Annotated in this window: 17 protein-coding genes and 1 pseudogene; 7 read left to right on the plus strand and 11 right to left on the minus strand. The window is 56.2% G+C overall.

Annotation, left to right across the window (positions count from 1 at the left end; genetic code table 11):
* Window positions 1-109 precede the first annotated feature (109 nt).
* The gene (locus DYE26_RS25275) at window positions 110-1,012 is read right to left on the minus strand and encodes a transposase (protein WP_115311325.1); all 903 of its coding nucleotides are present in this window, start codon (window positions 1,010-1,012) and stop codon (window positions 110-112) included.
* A gap of 257 nt (window positions 1,013-1,269) precedes the next feature.
* Between DYE26_RS25275 and DYE26_RS34955 the strand changes: the two are divergent.
* The 3 genes and pseudogenes from DYE26_RS34955 to DYE26_RS25290 form a co-directional block, all read left to right on the plus strand.
* A pseudogene (locus tag DYE26_RS34955) lies at window positions 1,270-1,492 on the plus strand (IS4 family transposase); the annotation flags it as partial.
* Window positions 1,493-1,732: 240 nt separating this feature from the next.
* Entirely contained in the window at window positions 1,733-2,434 is a 702-nt protein-coding gene (locus DYE26_RS25285) for an N-acetylmannosamine-6-phosphate 2-epimerase (RefSeq protein ID WP_051985197.1), read from the plus strand.
* Complete coding sequence (locus DYE26_RS25290; protein ID WP_051985198.1) at window positions 2,421-3,383, plus strand: N-acetylglucosamine kinase; 963 nt, start codon at window positions 2,421-2,423, stop codon at window positions 3,381-3,383. The genes DYE26_RS25285 and DYE26_RS25290 overlap by 14 nt, the downstream gene beginning before the upstream one ends.
* 759 nt (window positions 3,384-4,142) lie before the next feature.
* On the opposite strand, the gene DYE26_RS25295 is transcribed toward DYE26_RS25290, so the two are convergent.
* The 5 genes from DYE26_RS25295 to DYE26_RS25315 form a co-directional block, all read right to left on the minus strand.
* Window positions 4,143-5,348 carry an MFS transporter gene (locus DYE26_RS25295; RefSeq protein ID WP_036627348.1) on the minus strand — a complete coding sequence of 402 codons (1,206 nt, stop codon included), beginning with the start codon at window positions 5,346-5,348 and terminating at the stop codon, window positions 4,143-4,145.
* A 249-nt stretch (window positions 5,349-5,597) separates the two neighbouring features.
* Complete coding sequence (locus tag DYE26_RS25300) at window positions 5,598-6,644, minus strand: ABC transporter substrate-binding protein (RefSeq protein ID WP_051985200.1); 1,047 nt, start codon at window positions 6,642-6,644, stop codon at window positions 5,598-5,600.
* Between the two features lie 90 nt (window positions 6,645-6,734).
* On the minus strand, window positions 6,735-7,565 hold the full coding sequence (locus DYE26_RS34600; protein ID WP_036627350.1) for an AraC family transcriptional regulator: 831 nt from the start codon (window positions 7,563-7,565) through the stop codon (window positions 6,735-6,737).
* A 237-nt stretch (window positions 7,566-7,802) separates the two neighbouring features.
* Complete coding sequence (locus DYE26_RS25310; RefSeq protein ID WP_036618947.1) at window positions 7,803-7,985, minus strand: hypothetical protein; 183 nt, start codon at window positions 7,983-7,985, stop codon at window positions 7,803-7,805.
* 83 nt (window positions 7,986-8,068) lie between these two features.
* Window positions 8,069-8,509, minus strand: a complete 441-nt coding sequence (locus DYE26_RS25315) for a MarR family winged helix-turn-helix transcriptional regulator (RefSeq protein ID WP_036618948.1) — start codon at window positions 8,507-8,509, stop codon at window positions 8,069-8,071.
* A 241-nt stretch (window positions 8,510-8,750) separates the two neighbouring features.
* On the opposite strand from DYE26_RS25315, the gene DYE26_RS25320 reads away from it, so the two are divergent.
* Window positions 8,751-9,245, plus strand: coding sequence for a glutathione peroxidase (locus DYE26_RS25320; protein WP_036618950.1), 495 nt, complete (start codon window positions 8,751-8,753; stop codon window positions 9,243-9,245).
* A gap of 91 nt (window positions 9,246-9,336) precedes the next feature.
* Here the strand turns inward: DYE26_RS25320 and phnE (DYE26_RS25325) are convergent, their stop codons facing one another.
* The 4 genes from phnE (DYE26_RS25325) to DYE26_RS25340 form a co-directional block, all read right to left on the minus strand.
* Window positions 9,337-10,143, minus strand: coding sequence for a phosphonate ABC transporter, permease protein PhnE (gene phnE, locus DYE26_RS25325; RefSeq protein WP_115311326.1), 807 nt, complete (start codon window positions 10,141-10,143; stop codon window positions 9,337-9,339).
* Entirely contained in the window at window positions 10,140-10,955 is an 816-nt protein-coding gene (gene phnE, locus DYE26_RS25330; RefSeq protein ID WP_036618955.1) for a phosphonate ABC transporter, permease protein PhnE, read from the minus strand. Before phnE (DYE26_RS25330) ends, phnE (DYE26_RS25325) begins: the two co-directional genes overlap by 4 nt.
* A complete protein-coding gene (gene phnC, locus DYE26_RS25335) occupies window positions 10,955-11,755 on the minus strand; it encodes a phosphonate ABC transporter ATP-binding protein (protein ID WP_036618958.1) in 801 nt (266 codons plus the stop codon). The genes phnE (DYE26_RS25330) and phnC overlap by 1 nt, the downstream gene beginning before the upstream one ends.
* Window positions 11,756-11,934: 179 nt before the next feature.
* Window positions 11,935-12,945 carry a phosphate/phosphite/phosphonate ABC transporter substrate-binding protein gene (locus DYE26_RS25340; RefSeq protein ID WP_036618960.1) on the minus strand — a complete coding sequence of 337 codons (1,011 nt, stop codon included), beginning with the start codon at window positions 12,943-12,945 and terminating at the stop codon, window positions 11,935-11,937.
* Between the two features lie 223 nt (window positions 12,946-13,168).
* Between DYE26_RS25340 and DYE26_RS25345 the strand changes: the two genes are divergently transcribed.
* Window positions 13,169-14,890 (plus strand): bifunctional metallophosphatase/5'-nucleotidase, encoded by a 1,722-nt coding sequence (locus DYE26_RS25345; RefSeq protein WP_240534080.1) that lies wholly within the window; start codon window positions 13,169-13,171, stop codon window positions 14,888-14,890.
* Between the two features lie 4 nt (window positions 14,891-14,894).
* Here the strand turns inward: DYE26_RS25345 and DYE26_RS25350 are convergent, their stop codons facing one another.
* Window positions 14,895-15,770 (minus strand): LptM family lipoprotein, encoded by an 876-nt coding sequence (locus tag DYE26_RS25350; RefSeq protein ID WP_036618963.1) that lies wholly within the window; start codon window positions 15,768-15,770, stop codon window positions 14,895-14,897.
* 91 nt (window positions 15,771-15,861) lie between these two features.
* On the opposite strand from DYE26_RS25350, the gene DYE26_RS25355 reads away from it, so the two are divergent.
* Together DYE26_RS25355 and DYE26_RS25360 are read left to right on the plus strand one after the other, a co-directional pair.
* The gene (locus DYE26_RS25355) at window positions 15,862-16,500 is read left to right on the plus strand and encodes a class I SAM-dependent methyltransferase (protein WP_036618967.1); all 639 of its coding nucleotides are present in this window, start codon (window positions 15,862-15,864) and stop codon (window positions 16,498-16,500) included.
* 498 nt (window positions 16,501-16,998) lie between these two features.
* Window positions 16,999-18,045 carry a 2,3-butanediol dehydrogenase gene (locus tag DYE26_RS25360; RefSeq protein ID WP_036618969.1) on the plus strand — a complete coding sequence of 349 codons (1,047 nt, stop codon included), beginning with the start codon at window positions 16,999-17,001 and terminating at the stop codon, window positions 18,043-18,045.
* The last annotated feature ends 4 nt before the right edge of the window (window positions 18,046-18,049 follow it).

The following is an 18,049-nucleotide window of genomic DNA, read 5'->3' on the forward strand; positions in this document are numbered from 1 at the left end:
AATGAGGTTTAGGGTAGGTGAAACAGACCGGACAAGCGATCAAGACAGGAGATCAAGGACCCATTAAGTTAATCTGCATCAAACTCCCCCCACCGTTCCAGCGTCCTGATCAGGCTGCTGCCCCAAGGGGCTGGTTCGGTTGGCGCGCGATCAGCCGGCGGTAAGGGATCGCCGGAATCGCCACACACATGCGCAGCAACTTCTGCCGCATCGTTTCTTCCGCTCCTTGCAGGCGCAGCCGGCGGCGTACGGTGTACTCGTTCAGATACGCCTGCAGATGCTTCAGTCCCAAGGCTCCATACGTACTCTTCAGCGATTCCCACGCCTCTCTCACCACTCTCCGCAAGGGCGCATACAGCCGAAAGGCCTGAGGGAACGACTGCACCGCCGATGTACGGACATCCACATGCCCATTGATGAACGCGGTTAGATCGTGACGGTCTGCCCTTTTTTCGCCTCCCCGCTTATGCGGCACCAGGCGGATTTTGACCTGTTCCGGCTCGCCCGACTCCGTGACCGTGCAGCCGGCTACGACCGCCGAGGCATACGGATGCGAAAGCTGACACCGGGACGGATTACGCCCATACTGATCGCTGTTCACCTTCACGTCTCCGGAGAGCAGCTCCCGGGCATCGAACTCCCCCACGGCATGGCGTATTTTGTGCAGCATCGACCAGGCGGTCTTGTAGGTGACCCGGATCACCTTGCTCAGCCGCAGCGCCGAAATGCCGTCAGGGAGCAGGAACAACTCCAGCGCCTGAAACCACTTCACCAGGGGAAGATGCGTTCCTTCAAAAACTGTGCCGACCAAAGGCGATGTTTGATGCTTGCACTTTCCGCACTCGAACAAAGGGATATGCCGGGAGGTTAGACGGCTGCACCGGGTGTAAGCGCACCGCGGGCAGACAAAGCCGCTTGGCCACTTCATCGCAATTAGCGCCTCCATGCAGTCCTGTTCGCTGTTAAAACGGCTGCTGAATGGCTGAAGTTCCGTTCCCGCATTGATCTCCATGTTTACTCGCCCCCGAATCAAGAATATACGAACATAAGTTCCATTTATTTCATTATACCAAACATACGTTCCTTTGACAAGCCGAAAATCTCACCTGAACCGCCTCATTTTTTCCTCATCTTTTTTGTTTTTTCTTCTCTTTTTTTGGAATCCTTGACTTGCTCTAGCCCCACCCCCTGCTCCCTGCTCCTTAACGAAGGGGATAATCGTGCAAAGGCTACAGGCAGGAACACCAAGACACGAACCCGGTAAAGTACAACGTACGTTCCTTCAGCGGCTTGTTTTCCTTGCTGTGCGACGAAGTCGGCACACTCGATTGGCTGGTTGCCTTATAACAGTTGCTTGGATTGATCAACGAAGCAGCCCAAAAAGCCGGGAAAACCCAGTTTACCTCAGATTCGGCGTCTACTCCAACAATGGATTGCTGCTTTACCCAGCTACATCAAGGCTTGTCTGCCGTTTTTTTGCTGCGAAAGTTGAAACAATCCTGTAATCGCAAAAAATACCGGTTTACGCGGTCTGGCTTCCTTGAAAGTACGTCGATAGACGTTTTTCTTATGTGCTGACGAACGGCGGTCCCGGATATGTCTCCGAGATGCTAAGCATATTTATTTATCAAGCCGCGTTCAAGGCGGTGGATATCGGCTGGGGGGCCGCTTCGCCGCTTGACGGCGCGAGCCAGCAGCAAAATTTATATTGAATGTCAAAGGAGATGTCTATGTGATCGACAGCATGAAACACGGGCTTATCGTCTCTTGCCAGGCGCATTTCGACCACCCGCTCAATCACGCGCCGATGATCGCTGCGATGGCCAAAAGCGCGGAGCTGGGGGGCGCGGCCGGAATCCGGGCGGACGGTCCGGAGCATATCGCGGAAATCAAAAAGCAGGTCGGCTTGCCGGTTATCGGGATTTATAAAGTTCATCAATATGATCACCGCTTTTTTATCACGCCGACCTTCGAGCATGTGCGGGCGATCGTGGAAGCGGGGGCGGACATTGTCGCGTTGGAAGCGAGCGTGCAGAACCAGCCGGATACCGAGGCGCTGGGGATGCTGATCCGCCGCGTTAAGGAGGAGCTGCATGCGCCGGTAATGGCCGACGTGTCGACTTTCGCGGAAGGCGAACGAGCCTGGCGGCTGGGCGCCGATTTCGTCGGTACGACACTGTCAGGGTATACGGACGCAAGCGTAGGCCGTGCCCTACCGGACATCGCGCTGGTCAAGCAGTTGACGGAGGCTGGGGTGCGGGCGGTATGCGAGGGGCATGTCGGTTCGCCGGGGCAGGCGCTTGCCGCCATCGAAGCGGGAGCGTATTTCGTCGTGGTCGGCACGGCGATCACCGACCCGATCGCGATCACGCGGCAGTTTGCCGGCAAGCTGCAACCCTACCGAGAGGGAAGTGATCGGCGTGCTTATCGTTAGCGTTGACGGGGGACAAACGAAAACGGCGGTCGAGCTGCTGGACGAATCGGGCCGGCTGCTGGAAGAGTGGATGCTGCCGCCGATCATCCATTACGCGAAGCCGGGCGGGCTGCGCAGCTACTCCAAAATCGCCGCCGAGGTTTGCGAGCGGCTGAATGAGCGGGTCACGGGCGTAGGCACGAGCGTGGATGCAGACGTTGGGCCGCCGGTCAGCATCTGTTTCAGCCTGAGCGGCTACCACGGGGATGTGGCGGCGATTCCGAAAGCGATTAGGAAGGCGATGAGCGGCCGCCGCTTTGAGTTGGCGAGCTTAAAAGTCGTCCCCGATTATTGGGGGAACTGGTACGCCGCCACCCGGGGCGGCCCGGGGCTCGTCATCATCTCCGGCGGCGGCACGGTTGCTTACGGGAAAAACGCAGCCGGGCGGGAACTGCGGCTGGGCGGCTGGGGCCATCAGCTAGGCGATGAGGGCAGCGGCTACTGGATCGGGCTCGCAGCACTGAAATCGGCGCTGCGAGCGCAAGCCGGCCTGGAGCCGCCGACTGGGCTGGCTCGCCCGGTTCTGCGCGCACTGAAGGGCGAAGAGGAGAGCGTGCTGCTGGCCCGCTGCTATTCCGGCGAGATTACGGACCAGGACCTGGCCCTGCTGGTACCGCTGGTCAATGAACTCGCCGAGGGGCAGGACCGAGCCGCTTTGTGCATCATGCAGGCGGCGGCGGGGCATCTGTGCGAGCTGGCCGTTGCGGCGCGCCGGCAGTTGGGCGACGTGCCCGTGTACTTGTCCGGCGGCGTGTTTAAAGCTTCCCGGCTGATGCACGAGTTGGAAGCTGCCTTGGGCGAAGCCGGGCTGGCGGGCTGCACGGAGGTCAGCTCCGTCCGCCCGGCGGAAGGTATCTTTTTGCTGGCTCTGAAAGGGGCGGAAAGACAGCAAGGCCCGGAGCCGAGCTGAAGGCCGAAAAGGGAGCCCGGGGCCGGAAAGGCGCGGACATGAGTGGTTAAAGTAGGTTTAGGTGGAGTTGAAGGCTTGGCAAGCATAGATACGAAGTAGTTCGAAGTGGTTTAAAGGAGGGAAATGATCGGGGCCCGGTCGGGCCCTTTTTTACGTGCGTAAGGTAGCGTGAGATAGGTGAGATTAGGTAAAGGTAGTGAGAGAGTGTGAGCTAGTGTGTGTTACCGTGAGATAGTTTGAGATAGTCGTTGATAGTGTGTGATATTGGAATACGGCCGCTGGAATGGCGCGGACATAGCCAACCGTGGGCTGGGACTTCAAAATAGCGGCACTTTATGTACTTATAATTCGGAGCCAGGCGTGTTTATCCCCATTAGCGGCATTTTATGTACTTATTTTCCCATGAATAGTCCAGAGCGCGGGCATTTCCTTGCGATGGGGGAAAATAACGACACAAATTGTCTCTATTTCTTTCAAATGGATGGGTATCGCCGGAATAACGACACTTATTGCTCTTATTTTTCGCTGGGGTGGCTCTCAGGCCCCCGGATTCCCACAGGTTGCTTGGCGCATGCCTAATGCATGCCAGCCCTATGCCTGGTGTTATGCCTGGTGTTATGCTTGGCGCATGCCAAGCCTATGCCTGATGCATGCCTGATGCATGCGTGGCGGATTTTTTTCCAGCGTTGTTTGGCGCAGTATTGCTTAGCGGTTGTTTGGCGCAATAATTACTCAGCGCAGTTTATGCTCGGCGGAATATCACATCAATTCGTTCCGCTTCCGCAAATATGCGAATAATACGGCGCTGGCCAAGGTACACAGCAGCGCGCACACGCCGATAAAGCCGTATCCGGCCTGAAGGCCGCGCAGCAAGCCGAGCTCCGGGTCGCTGGCGTTCGCGAACAGCTTCTTAATGCCGTCGGTGATGGCGCCGATCAAGTAATTGCCGATCACGCTGCCCACCCCCATCAGCGTCACGATAAAGGTGATGGCGGAGTCGCTGCCGGAGCGGTATTTCTTGGCGATCAAGGCCATCACGGTCGGGTAGATCGGGGCGATCCCGATCCCGGCGGCGGCGAACAGGAACGCTCCGGGCTCGCCGGCCCAGATGGCGGCCAGGGTGCACAGTCCGGAAAAGCCGGAGAAAAGGATCAGCGACAGCGTGAACCCGATTTTATCCGTGACCGGTCCAAGCAGCAGGCGCGCGAACGTAAAGCATACGAAAAACGCCGACAGCATGCCCGAGGCGCTGGAGGTGTTCCAGTGGTAGGCTTTTTCCAGGAAGTTGACCAGCCAGCCGCCGACAGCCATTTCGGAAATGACGCCAAACGATAAAACGAGTACGATCAGCCAAATGGCGGGGTCCCGCATCAACTGCGACACGGGCACGCGCTCGCCGCCGTGCTCTTCCTCCCCCGGAAACCGGCTCATAAACGCCGGAATCATCGGAATGACCGACAGCGACAACATGATCAGATACATGCCGCGCCAATCGAGCATGTGGCCGCCGATCGTTACGCTCATCAGCCCGGAGGCGATCATTGGCGCCACAATCGAACTAAGCCCGTAGAAGAAATGAGCGAGGTTCATCATCGTCCCGGTATTGCCGACGAAAATACGCGCCGCCAGCACGGCGAGCGCGATTTCCAGCATGCCGTTGCCAACGTACATGAAGAAGTAGGACCCGCTCAAGGCCGGGTAGGTGCGTGAAGCGAAGATCAGTACGCCGGAGGCGGCCATCGATCCGAAGGCCAGCAGGGTGACTGCTTTCGCTCCCCATTTGCGCGCCAGATAGGCGGTAAACGAGCAGGCCAGCAAATAGCCGAGCGAGTTGAGGGACAGCAGCGTTCCGACCTGCATTTCGTCGATGCCGAAGTCGGTTTGGATGCGCGGAATCGCAGGCCCTTTAATATTTTCGGAGAATCCAAAAATAAAAAAACCGACAAACACCGTCGCCAGCTGCAAATAATAATTCCGCTTCGCGAAACGTGGTTTGGCGCGGCCAGCTTCCTTACGGGTTGTTTCCGCGCCTTGCGCCGTGGTATCAGACTGCGCTTTCAAGTGACGCCCTCCCAATGTCGATCCGACAAGTAGTGTTATGAATGAGTTCATAAGCGAACAGAAGAATCGTAACACACTTCCGGGCGGGCAGCCATATAGCAAAACTCCCCTTCCATATAAAATTCCGGAAGAGAAGGGGAGTCCCGGTGCCGCTTAGTTTTGCAAAATTTGCTCCATGACGTCAAGCCCTTTGGATTGGCCCATGGCCAGCGGCCCGACGATTTCCGTGTCGATAACGTAAAGGTTGCCGTTTTTGACGGCTTTCAGCTGATTCCATACTGGGTTTTTGCCCAGCTCACCGAGCGACAGCTCCGCCGAACCGGTAAAATCCTCGCCGAGAAAAATATAATCCGGATCGATGGCGGCCACGCCTTCCAGGCTGATTTCGCTCCAATCCTGCATATCCGGGAATTTGGCAAAGCCCAGGCGTTCGTAATACGGCTCCATCCGCTCGCCGCCGTAGTAATTGAACCCTTTGCCCCAGGTCATCATGAAAATCGCGGTTTTCCCTTTTACCCCGGACTTGTCCATATTCGCGGCCAGCGTGTCCAGCTTGGCGTCATAGCCGGCGATATATTGCTCCGCTTTTTCCTCTTCGCCCAAAACCGCGGCTACTTTCGTGATCGTGTCCTGCCAGTTTTCGGATTGATGGATCAGAATCGTGGGGGCGATTTGGGCCAGTTGGTCGTAAATTTTCAGATCGTCCTCCCAAGCGATGATCACGTCGGGGTCCAGCGCCAAAATGCTCTCCATATTGGCCGTGTCGCCCAGGTCGGCGATTTTCCCCTGCTTCGTGAAGCTGTCGTATACCGGGAAATTTTGCAGCGACTTCAGGCCGACCACGCCGGCCACCGCATCCTGTTCCCCGATGGCGAAAAGGTGCTCCGCATACGGGAAGTAGGTGATAGCGACCTTTTTCGGTTTTTCCTCCAGTACGGTTTCGCCCTTGTCATGGTGAATCGTTATCGGGACCTTGGTTCCTCCTGCGTCTGCGGTGGAATCGGTCCCGTTCCCGCCCCCGTTAGCCCCCGGCTGACCGGCCCCCGTATTGGCTTTGTCTGGGCTGGAGTTTTGCGCGGCTGCTGCGTCGTTTCCGTTGGGCGGGGTGGCAGCGGATGGCGTTCCGCAGGCCGCCGTGGCGACGATGAACAGGATGGCGATGATGGGCAGGACGCCCCAGCGTTTAAAGGATGCAAGCATCGGTTTTCCCCCACTTCGTACTGTTGATAATGATTTTCATTTTCAGATCACATTATAATGAACGATCCCGGGGTTTGAAATAGACAATTGTCAAAAGGCAGGTGGATTATTTCCGCTTTGGGAACGGAATTCGCTCGGGGAGCAGCCGGTATGTTTCCGGAATAACCTGCTGAAATAATGGGCGTCCCCGTAACCGACGCTCTCGGCGATCTCGCTTACGCTGCAGCGCGTAGCGACGAGCAGCAGGCGGGCCCGGCTCATGCGGTGCTGGATAAGATAATCGATGGGAAAAATACCAGCGTATTTGCGGAATGCGTAAGCGAATTTTTTGACGTCCATTTCGTATAAGCCGGCCAAGGTTTTCAGATTGAGCGGCTCCATATAATGCTCATGGATGTAGCCCAGGGCATGCTCGATCATGCTTCGGCTTCCGGCGTTCAAACGGCTGCGCGCGCAGCTTAGCATTTCATAGACCGTCCCGTAAAACAGCTCTTTGGACCTGACGGCTTGCAGAGGGCCGGGCGTCGTCATGGACGTTTGCAGCAGCCGCAGCAATTCCATGATCCGGGGCTGTTCGCCGGTGTCCAGCAAATAATGGGTCCGCGTATAAACATCGGGGCTGCCCGCCGGCGAATCCAGCGTGTAGTGAATAAGGGCGTAGTCGAACCCGCCGGGTCCGGCCTCGACCTGCAGCGCCGCGCCCTTGGGGCCATGGGCGATCAGGCCGGGCTGCAGCTCGTAAGGCGTATCGTCAAAGGTAAAGACGGCCTGTCCGCGCAGGGCGAAAACCAGGCCGGCATGCGGCGTCGGGCGGGATTTGGTATGTCCCTTGTAAATGCCGGGCTGCAATTGGGTGAAATAAATCCCTTGCAGGGAGAGCTCTCCTGCGGCAAATTGCTTCGCTAGTTCGTTCAGATCCACGACCGGCGTCACCTGCTTCCTGAAAAATAGGGGTGGCTGCAGCTCTATTTTACCGGAGGAACGGGACTTAAGAAAGGAATGAACCTGCAAATTTATCCATAATATAAACGCTTCGTTTGGAATTCCCTTAAACCCGGAGGAGAAGACACAAATCGGGGACGGGGAGCAAATAGCCTAGAAAACACCCGTTCGCCGCCGGTATTTTAGCGGATGAACGGGTGTTTTTTTGGAGTGTGGCTAGTGGTTGATATCGCATTTGTTCATAATGAACGAGATTTGATTTTCAATGCGGTTGATTTGCTCTTGCGTATGTGGATCGCCCGCGCCCGAGCCGCGCAGCTTGGCGAGCTCCTGTTTCAACGTATGAAGATCTTCTCCCGCGCGGGCGCAATCGTAATTGCTTTCGAGATTTTCCAGCATCAGCGAACCTCCTCCATTTTCTCCGGGGGACTTCAGGCGGTCCTCCTATGGTTACTTCCCTATTATGGAGGATTTGGCTGAACTTATTCAGCCGATCCGATTTTGCGCAGAAAGTCGTTAATATGGTTGTGCATCTCCATGATCTCCTCTTTCGTCACCTTGGTGCCCTCGTAAAGCTTAAGCGGCACCTGTGCGGCTTGCTCTTGCAAAGCCCGCCCCCGTTCGGTCAACGCGATAATGACGTTGCGTTCATCCGCCTTATCCCGCGTTCTTGTGATCAGCTCCATATTCTCCAGCTTTTTGAGCAGCGGCGTCAGCGTTCCCGAGTCGAGAAACAGCTTTGCTCCCAGGTCTTTGACGGTAACGTTGTCCTGTTCCCATAAAGAAAGCAATGTAATATACTGCGTGTAAGTGAGTCCGAATTCGGCCAGCAGCGGGCGGTACAGCTTCATGATCTCCCGGGAGCATGTATAAAAAGCAAAACAGAGCTGATTGTCCAATTTCATCCATTCATGCGGCTGCATGAGAGTATCACCTGCCATTGAATTGTATGCAATTTTATTCGCGTAATTATAGCACCCGCGGGCGCGGCAAGTCAAAAGTTCGGGAAGCGGAAGGCACCGGGCGGCAAAAGGCCGAAGCAGGGGGAGAGCGAGAACGGCGGGGGTTACAGGGTAATTACGGGCAAGAGAGTAATTTGACATCGCCAATTAAATTGTATACAATTTAATTATATCACATTTGTAAAAAATGGAGGAGATCATGATGTCCCTATACGGAATAGAGGTTAAAACGATTAAAGGCGAGGTGCAGACGCTGGAGCCTTATCGCGGGCAGGTGCTGCTCATCGTCAATACGGCCACAAAATGCGGTTTTGCTCCGCAATTCAAAGGTCTGCAAAAGCTGCACGACATTTACAAGGATCAGGGTTTGGCCGTGCTTGGCTTTCCTTGCGGGCAATTTGCCAATCAAGAGCTGGCCACCGACGAGGAGGTTGCCCAGTCCTGCGAGCTGAATTTCGGAGTTTCATTCCCGCTCTTCGCCAAAATCGACGTCAACGGCAAAAATGCCCATCCTTTGTTCCGCTTGCTGGCGAACGAAGCGCCCGGTGTGCTCGGTTCCAAAGCGATCAAATGGAATTTCACGAAGTTTCTGGTCGACCGCAGCGGCAAGGTCGTGAAGCGGTTTGCCCCGGCGGAGGAACCGGAAAAAATCGAAAGCCATATCCGCGAGCTGCTTGGCGCTGAAGTACGGGCGTAAGCAGGAACAATAAAACCTCCACTTCCCGGGTGGAGGTTTTATTGCGTTGATCTAGGCAATCCATTGGATATTTCCAAGCTGCCCCGGGCCGCTACACCAGTTTTTTGCGCAGCGCGCCGGAGATGAGGTCGATGATCGTGATCATCACGATAATGCCGAGCATAATGATGCCTACGCGATCCCAATCCCGCGAGCTGAGGGCGAAAATCAGCGGAGTGCCGATGCCCCCGGCGCCGATCATCCCCAGAATGGTGGCGGAGCGGAGGTTAATCTCGAACCGGTACAGCGTATACGACAGAAATCCCGGCAGCACCTGGGGCAGCACGGCGAACCAAAGGATCTGCAGCCTTGTGGCGCCCGCAGCGGTTAGGGCTTCGGCCGGCCCTTGATCCATGTTTTCAATTTCGTCGGCGAACAGCTTGCCGAGCATCCCGACCGAGTGCAGCCCCAGGGCCAGCACGCCGGCGAAGGAACCGGGCCCCACCGCTTTGATGAACAACAACGCCATGACGATTTCCGGAAACGTCCGGACGAAGCTCAGCACTATTTTGCCCGGACCGGAAATCCAGCGCGTGCGGCTCATGTTGGCCGCCGCCCAAAAGGCGAACGGAAGGCAAACGATGGTGGAAATCACCGTGCCCAAAATGGAGATCGCCAGTGTGTCGAGCAGTCCCCGCAGCAGGTCTTCGCCGTCCGGCAAATAGACGTAACCCCAATCCGGCGAGAACAGGCCGGCAAAAATCGACTTCGTAATCTGGCCGGCGGTTTCCTTAATGCCGTCCAAAGGAATGCCGGCAAAAGCCCAAATGTAAACGAGAACAAGCAGAACGTAGATGAGCCAGCGGTAGCGGTTTTTTTTCGGTTTGGTTATTTTTTCGCGCCATGTATTCGTCGTCATAACAATTTCTCCCGCACTTTCGCACTTAAATAGTCGATGATCAGCACGACCGCCAACGTAAACAGGATGATCATGCACGTTTTGTCGTATTCCAGAAACCCTAGCGTCACCTCGTAATAATGCCCGATGCCCCCGGCTCCCACTAGGCCGAGCACCGCCGCCGCGCGGACGTTGATTTCAAAGGCATACAACACGTAGGAGATGAAATGCGCCTGGATTTGCGGAACGACGCCAAAAATAATGCGCTGCGCCGGCGCGGCCCCCACGGCCGTCATTGCCTCCAGCGGCCCGCGGTCGATCGTCTCCAGCGCTTCGTACACCAGCTTGGCGATCAAGCCAAACGAAAAAACGGTCAGCGCCAGAATGCCGGCCAGCGGCCCGAGGCCGAAGATGGCCACGAAGATGGCGGCCAGCAGCAGGTCGGGAATCGTCCGCACCAGGTTCAGCACGAAGCGGACGGGCTGGCGGATCCAGGCGCTCGGGGTCAGATTGCCGGCGCACAGCAGCGCTACCGGAACGGCGAGAATAGCGCCGAAGGTAGTGCCGATCAGCGCCATGCGGATCGTCTCCAGCATCGCCGGTACGATGTTGTCGAAGTAGCTCCACTTCGGCGGGAACATTTCCCGCAGCAGGTCGAGCATGTTGGGCGCCCCTTTGATGAGTTCGCCGAACGTTGCTTCGGTTTTTGCCGCGCTGCCCCATAGCAGCAAAATAATGATCACGGCCGTCAAATAATGCTTCAGCTTGCTTGGGGCCTTCGGGCGCCGGGCAAGCGCGGCGGCTTGGGGTTGCCGGTTTGCGTTCGTATTCATCAGGCCCGCGCCCCCAACACCGCTTCGGCCGGCAGCCGGCTGGCGAGCAGCTCTTCCCGGTCGATCTGCCGCCCGTAGATTTCGGCAAACCGCTCGTCGGTTGCTTCCGAGACCGGGCCGTCGAAGACAACCCGGCCCGCTCTTAAGCCGATGATGCGGGTCGCGTACTGGCGGGCCAAGTCGATAAAATGCAGGTTGACGATCGTGGTGATGCCCAGCTCGAGGTTGATGCGCTTGAGGTCGTCCATCACCTGCTTGGTCGTCAGCGGGTCGAGCGAGGCCACCGGTTCGTCGGCCAGCACGATTTTCGCTTCCTGCGCGAGCACGCGGGCGATCGCCACCCGCTGCTGCTGCCCGCCGGACAGCTCGTCGGCCCGGGCGTACGCTTTTTCCACGATGTTCACCCGATCCAGCGCCCCAAATGCCAGTTCGATATCCTCTTTCGGAAACAGCCCAAGCAGCGTGCGCAAGGTGGAGTGATAGCCGACCCTCCCGGCCAGGACGTTGCGCAGCACGGTGGAGCGTTTGACGAGGTTGAAGCTTTGAAAAATCATGCCGATGTCGCGGCGGATCGTCCGCAGCTCTTTGCCCGCGGCATTCGTGATCGACTTGCCGCCGATGAGGATGTCGCCTTCGGAAATGTCGTGCAGCCGGTTGATGGAGCGGAGAAGCGTCGATTTACCGGCCCCGGACAGCCCGACCACGGCCACGAATTCGCCTTTTTCGATGCTGAGGTTGATTTGATCCAGCCCTTTGGTGCCGTTCGGATAAATTTTGGATATATTGCGAAGTTCTATCACGTGAATAACCATCCTTTAAATGAAATATCTTAAAAAACGCATAGCCAGCACGGGCCCGGAGGGGGCACCGACTGGCTTGCACTTTGGCTTGAAGACTTGATTGTTTGAGGCTTAATTGTTTCAGGCTTAATTGTTCAAGACTTGATTGTTCGGGATTTGGGCAATCGCGGCGTCTTGAACTACTCGGTTTTTACTTTCTCGTTGTATTCGCGGACGATGTCGAACACGCTGTCGTTGGATTCGACGTAGCCTTCATGCGTGTAAATGTCGGCGATGATTTTGTGGCCTTCGCTGTCTTTGCCGATTTCGATGAAGGCGTCCTTCAGTTTTTGCACCCATTCGGCGCTCATATCGGAACGGACGGAAATCGTGTCGTTCGGGATCGGCTCCGTATAAGCGATGACGCGAGTATCTTCAAAGACGTTCGGATAGTCTTTTTTCACGGTGTTGCGCGCATCCTGGAAGATGGCGGCGGCGTCGACGTCGCCGTTCAGCACGGCGATAACGGCTTGGTCGTGGCCTTTCACCGTGATCGGTTCGACATCCGACAGCGGATCGATTCCTTTTTCCTGAAGAACAGCGGCCGGCCATACATATCCCGCGGAAGAGGTTACGTTCTGATAGGCGATCTTTTTGCCTTTGAGATCTTCCACCGATTGGATCGGCGAGTCTTTCTTGACGATAAACATCGATTTGTAGAAATCGACTAGCTCATTCGTAGGAGCGCCGGTGGCGTCGTCAACTCCGTAACGTTGCGCCTGCAAAATGACTTCCGCCGCCCCTTTTTCCTTCGCCAGCACGTAAGCGGTCGGAGGAAGGAAGCCAACGTCAACCTGCTTGGAAGCCATCGCTTCAATGATCGTGTTGTAGTCGGTCGACACGCTGACTTTTACCGGGATGCCGAGGCGGTCGGACAGCAGTTTTTCGAGCGGCTTGGCCTTGGCTTCCAGCGTGTCGGCGTTTTGCGAAGGCACGAACTGCACGGTCAGCGTCTCGGGAACATAACCGGTGTCGGCGGGTTCCGCGGCTTTGTCCGTCTGGGCGTTTCCGCCAGCCGTTGCGGAGTTGGCCGGCTGGCTGCCGTCCGCCGAGGCGTTGCCGCTGGTGTTCGCCGGGGCGTTGCTTCCGCAGCCGCTGATGAGGGCAACCGTAAACAATAAAGGCAACATGAACTTAGCAAGCTTTTTCAAAACGTATGACCTCCACACATTCTATTTTTTGAATTCACTTGTTTAATATATAAGAGGTTTATTAACGGGCAGTCAGGGGATCGGCCGAGTTTTGTAAATTTTTGAGCAGCAATTTTTAACATGGCCCTAAAAAAGGCTTGCTAAAATAAGATCATGTGCAGAAGCCGGCTGGCGCCGGATCATGCGCAAAAATGGGGGATTTTGAAAAGGATGGACGCAGAAGATGAGCAAGCGTATGGAGTGGCGGCGGATAGACACAGAAACGAGGCCGGATACCGGGACGGACTTGCCGCGGGCCGGCAACGTGGAGGGGAGCAATGCGGAGGATAGCCAAAAGGGAAGCTTGGGTGACGGTACGGTTAGCGAAGCGGTCTGCGAAATTCTCGTCACAAGCGATGTGCACGGGCATATTTACCCGACCGATTACCGGACGCATGAGGAGCTTCCCTTGGGTCTGGCCAAGCTGGCGGCGATGATCCGCCGGGAACGGGAGCGGACGCCAGACCTGCTGCTGGTGGATAACGGGGATGTCATTCAAGGGTCGCCGCTTTGTTCCTTCTATATAAAACAGCGTCAGGAAGGGTCGCATCCGGCGGTGCTTGTCATGAACGAGCTGGGTTATGACGCGGCGGTCCCGGGGAATCATGAATTCAATTACGGGCAGCGGGTGTTGCGCCGGGTCATGGAGGATTCGCGGTTTCCCTGGTTGTCGGCGGGGATTGTGGACGCAGGGCAAGGTGTGCCGGTCTTTGGCCGGCCTTATCTTGTCAAAACGACCGAGGCCGGCGTCAAAATCGCCGTCTTGGGCGTGACGACACATTATATCCCGCATTGGGAAAATCCGCGGCATATCGAAGGCTGGAAGTTCCGGGACGCGCTGGAGACCGTAAAAACCTGGGTGCCCCGCATCCGCGAGCAGGAGCGGCCGGATCTGATGGTCGTAGCTTATCACGGCGGCTTCGAACGGGATTTGCTCACCGGGGAACCGGCTGAGCGGCTGACGGGGGAAAACCAGGGATACGCCATGTGCATGGAAGTGCCGGGGATCGATGTGCTGATTACCGGGCACCAGCACCGTTTAATCGCGGCCGAGGCCGGCGGGGTCACGGTGATTCAGCCGGGCTCGAACGGTCAGGCGCTGGGGAAAATCTCCGTTCGCCTCCAAAAAAGCGCGGACGGAGCATGGGCGATTCGGGAGAGGAAGGCGGAGCTGCTGATCCCGGATGAAACGACCGAAGCCGACGGCAAGGTGCTGGATTTGGTCCGCGGACTTGAAGTGGAAACTCAAAATTGGCTGGATCAGCCGATTGGGGAGGTCAGCGGGGATATGGAAATCCGCAGCCCGCTGGCTTGCCGGCTGGCCGATCATCCTTTTATGGAATTCGTGAACAAGGTACAGATGGAGGCTGCCGGGGTGGGGGTGTCGAACGCGGCTTTGCTCAGCAATGCCTCGAAAGGTTTTCGCGGGAGCATTACGATGCGGGATGTGCTGACCAACTTTATGTATCCGAACACTTTGGCCGTGCTGCGGCTTAAGGGGAAGGATATCCGGGAGGCGCTGGAGCAGACGGCGAATTATTTCACCGTCGGGGAAGACGGGAAAATTGCCGTAAATCCGGCATACGTGGAGCCTAAGGCGCAGCATTACAACTATGATATGTGGGAGGGCATCGAATACGTGCTGGACGTGTCCCGGCCCCCCGGCCGGCGCGTGGCGCTGCTGAGTTACGGCGGCGAACCCTTGCGGGACGACGCGGAGATCGATGTGGTGATGAACAGCTACCGCGCCGGCGGGGGAGGGGATTACGACATGTACCGGCGCAAACCGGTAGTCAAAGAAATCCAGACCGACATGGCCGAACTCGTGGCGGAATATATCCGGGAGCGCGGCACCATTACGGCGGCCTGCGATCATAATTGGAAGGTCGTCGCCTCCAGCCAGTGAGCGGCTATTGCAGACGGCTGGGGCTATACGGAACAAAAACGGACAAATCCTCCGCGCTAAGCGCGGTTATATCCGTGGTCGTGTTTTTTTCAACATCGCACCGGTACAGATGGTATTCGTCGGATGGCTGTTCGCTGATGTAGTCCACGATATTGCCGTCCTTATGCCATAATGCATATGCGGTCGTGATGTAATTTTTATCGCCGCCGACTTTGTGCAGGGAGTTTTCTTCCGGGTCGTACAACGCCGGGATGGCGCTGCTGGTGTCGCCAAACGAAAGCGCCAGCGTATGGCCGCCGGGCGCCCAGTTATAAGCATGGACCGTTTCGACGACCGTCTCGCCATATTCCTTCTGCAGGGATCCGATTTCGGCGTTGATGTCGATTTGTTTGCCGCTTTCGAGGTTCACCGCGATCAATTTATTTCCGATATTACTATAGAACAGGTTTATGGCCAAATACCGGTCGTCGGCGGACAGGGCCAGCGAGCTGATCTCTTTGGGTTCCGCATCGAACTTGACGGGATAGCTCCGGCCTTTCGTTTTGACGGCCATGGAAGCGAGGACGGGGGTTCCGAACTCCCCTTTCTTTTTCTTTGCCGTTACGGTAACGCCGCCGGCCGTCCAGGTGAGCTTGCTGTCATCTTCGCTAAATTCCGCGGCTAAATCGCGAGAATAATAAACCGATAAATCGACCTGATCGCCGCTTGCATCGGCGTTTTGATTTTCCGGCTGCTCCGCGGTGTTTTGTGCCGGGGAATTTACAGTTTGATCCTGCGTTTGCGGTTCGCTAGGTTTGCTTCCGGGGGTGCTGGTATTTCCGCAGCCGGCAATGGCCGCGCAAACCAAACCTAATAAGAGGACCATGGTCATTCGTTTCATGTTGCAGCTCCTTTGGGTTTTGTATAAAAACGCATATAATTGAAAGACGCAATAAAAAACGGAAAGTTACATAAAGTCGAGGGGAAATTTCATGACCGTGCCAGCGAGTTCAATCCTGTCCGCATTACTTATGCTTTTTGTACTTTTGGCCATGTTGTCCATCGTATATAAAAGCTGGCGCAACGGGATATCGCCGATGCCCGCTTCGGCGGAGGTGCGCAGGGCTGTCGCCGCGGAACTGAACCGGCTGACTGGGGCGGCCGGCGGCAGGTACCCAAAGGGCGGCCGGATGCCGACGGATGGCCGGATGCCGGCGGGCGCCGAACCGGCTTCGCCGGACTCCGCTTATTCTATCGTGGAGGCGGGTTCCGGTTGGGGGACGCTCGCCTTGCATCTCGCCAAAAGCCGCCCGGACTGGCGGATCACCGGCATCGAAAATTCTCTGATTCCATGGACGGTTTCGCGGCTGGCTCGGCGTTTGAGCGCCTGCGGGAACACCGTTTTTCACCGGAGCGATCTGTACGATTACCGTTATGAACATGCCGATGCGGTAATCTGTTATCTTTATCCCGGGGCCATGAAGCGGCTTGATCCTCTGCTGCGCCGGCAGCTTCGTGCGGGGGCGCGGGTCGTCAGCATTTGCTTCGCCCTTCCCGGCTGGCAAGCGGAAAAGATCATCACCTGCCGGGACATGTACCGGACTAAAATTTACGTCTATAAAATAGAATAAACCCGGTCGAGTTGATTCTCGATTTGGATTTGGACTATTTGATGGAAAAAGGCCGAGCCGGTAAGCGATCGTGGCAAGAAATATCGGCAGATCAATATCCGTTGTCCGGACGCTTTGCACGATTATCCCGTTTGATCCGGAAGCATGTTCGAGATCGTTAGATAGGTTTGTGAGAAGGAGGTTTAGGAGAAGTAAAGTAGACCTGACGGGAGGAATGGGGCAAGACACCGGGAAAAATAAAAGGATCGTGATTAGCCCCTACCCTCCACCCCCTGAACAAGAGGGATATTCGTGCAAAGCAGCATGCAGGGATACCAAGACACGAACGCTTTCATAATTTATTTTGTCAAGCATTGATCTCGGTTTTGAGCCCAATAAAAATAAATTAATTAATTTTAATCAACTAACTTTAAAAATTCTAAAATTAGGAGTACCCTAGTAAATGGAAGTGAATGAAAGATTCATATGCTTCATAATTTGACTAGGAGATGAGTGCAAGTGAAAGCTTTGAGATGGCATGGCGTCAAGGATTTGAGACTGGAAAACATCGAGGAGCCGAAACCGGCTAAGGGTCAAGCGAAAATAAAGGTGGAATGGTGCGGCATTTGCGGCAGCGATTTGCACGAATATACGGCTGGCCCGATTTTCATCCCGCTTGAAACCCACCCGCTCAGCGGAGACAAAGCGCCGGTAGTAATGGGGCATGAATTTTCCGGACAGGTGGTGGAAGTCGGCGAAGGAGTGACCCGGGTGGCCGTCGGCGACCGCGTCGTCGTGGAGCCGATCTATGCCTGCGGAACCTGCGAGGCTTGCAAGCAAGGTAAATACAATCTTTGCGATAAAATGGGCTTTTACGGCCTGGCCGGCGGAGGCGGCGGTTTCTCCGAATATACGTCCGTGCCGGAAGGAATGCTGCATAAAATCCCGGATTCGGTTTCCTTCGAGCAAGGCGCTCTGGTCGAACCGTCCGCGGTGGCGCTGCACGCGGTGCGCTCCAGTAAATTGAAAGTCGGCGACAAGGCCGCCGTGTTCGGCACAGGGCCGATCGGCCTGCTCGTGATCGAGGCGCTTAAGGCTTCGGGGGCTGCGGAAATCTACGCGGTTGAGCTGTCGGAAGAGCGGAAACAGAAAGCCGCGGAGCTGGGAGCGATCGTCATCGATCCGAAGGAATACGATGCCGTCGAGGAAATTCACAAGCGCACGCAGGGCGGAGTGGACGTAGCCTATGAGGTGACCGGGGTTCCGCCGGTGCTGACCCAGGCGATCAACTCCACCAAAATCGGCGGAGAAACGATGATCGTCAGCATTTTCGAGAAGGAAGCTTCGATTCATCCGCAAAACATCGTCATGAAAGAGCGCACCGTGACCGGCATTATCGGCTACCGCGACGTTTTTCCGGCGGTGATCAGCCTGATGGCTCAAGGTTACTTCCCGGCGGACAAGCTTGTAACCAAGCGCATCAAGCTGGATCAAGCCGTTGAAGAGGGCTTTGAAGGGCTCCTCAAAGAACGGAATCAGGTCAAAATCTTGGTGAAGGCCGAGTAGGAAG

Origin of the sequence: Paenibacillus macerans (assembly GCF_900454495.1) — a bacterium.
Lineage (GTDB): Bacteria > Bacillota > Bacilli > Paenibacillales > Paenibacillaceae > Fontibacillus > Fontibacillus macerans.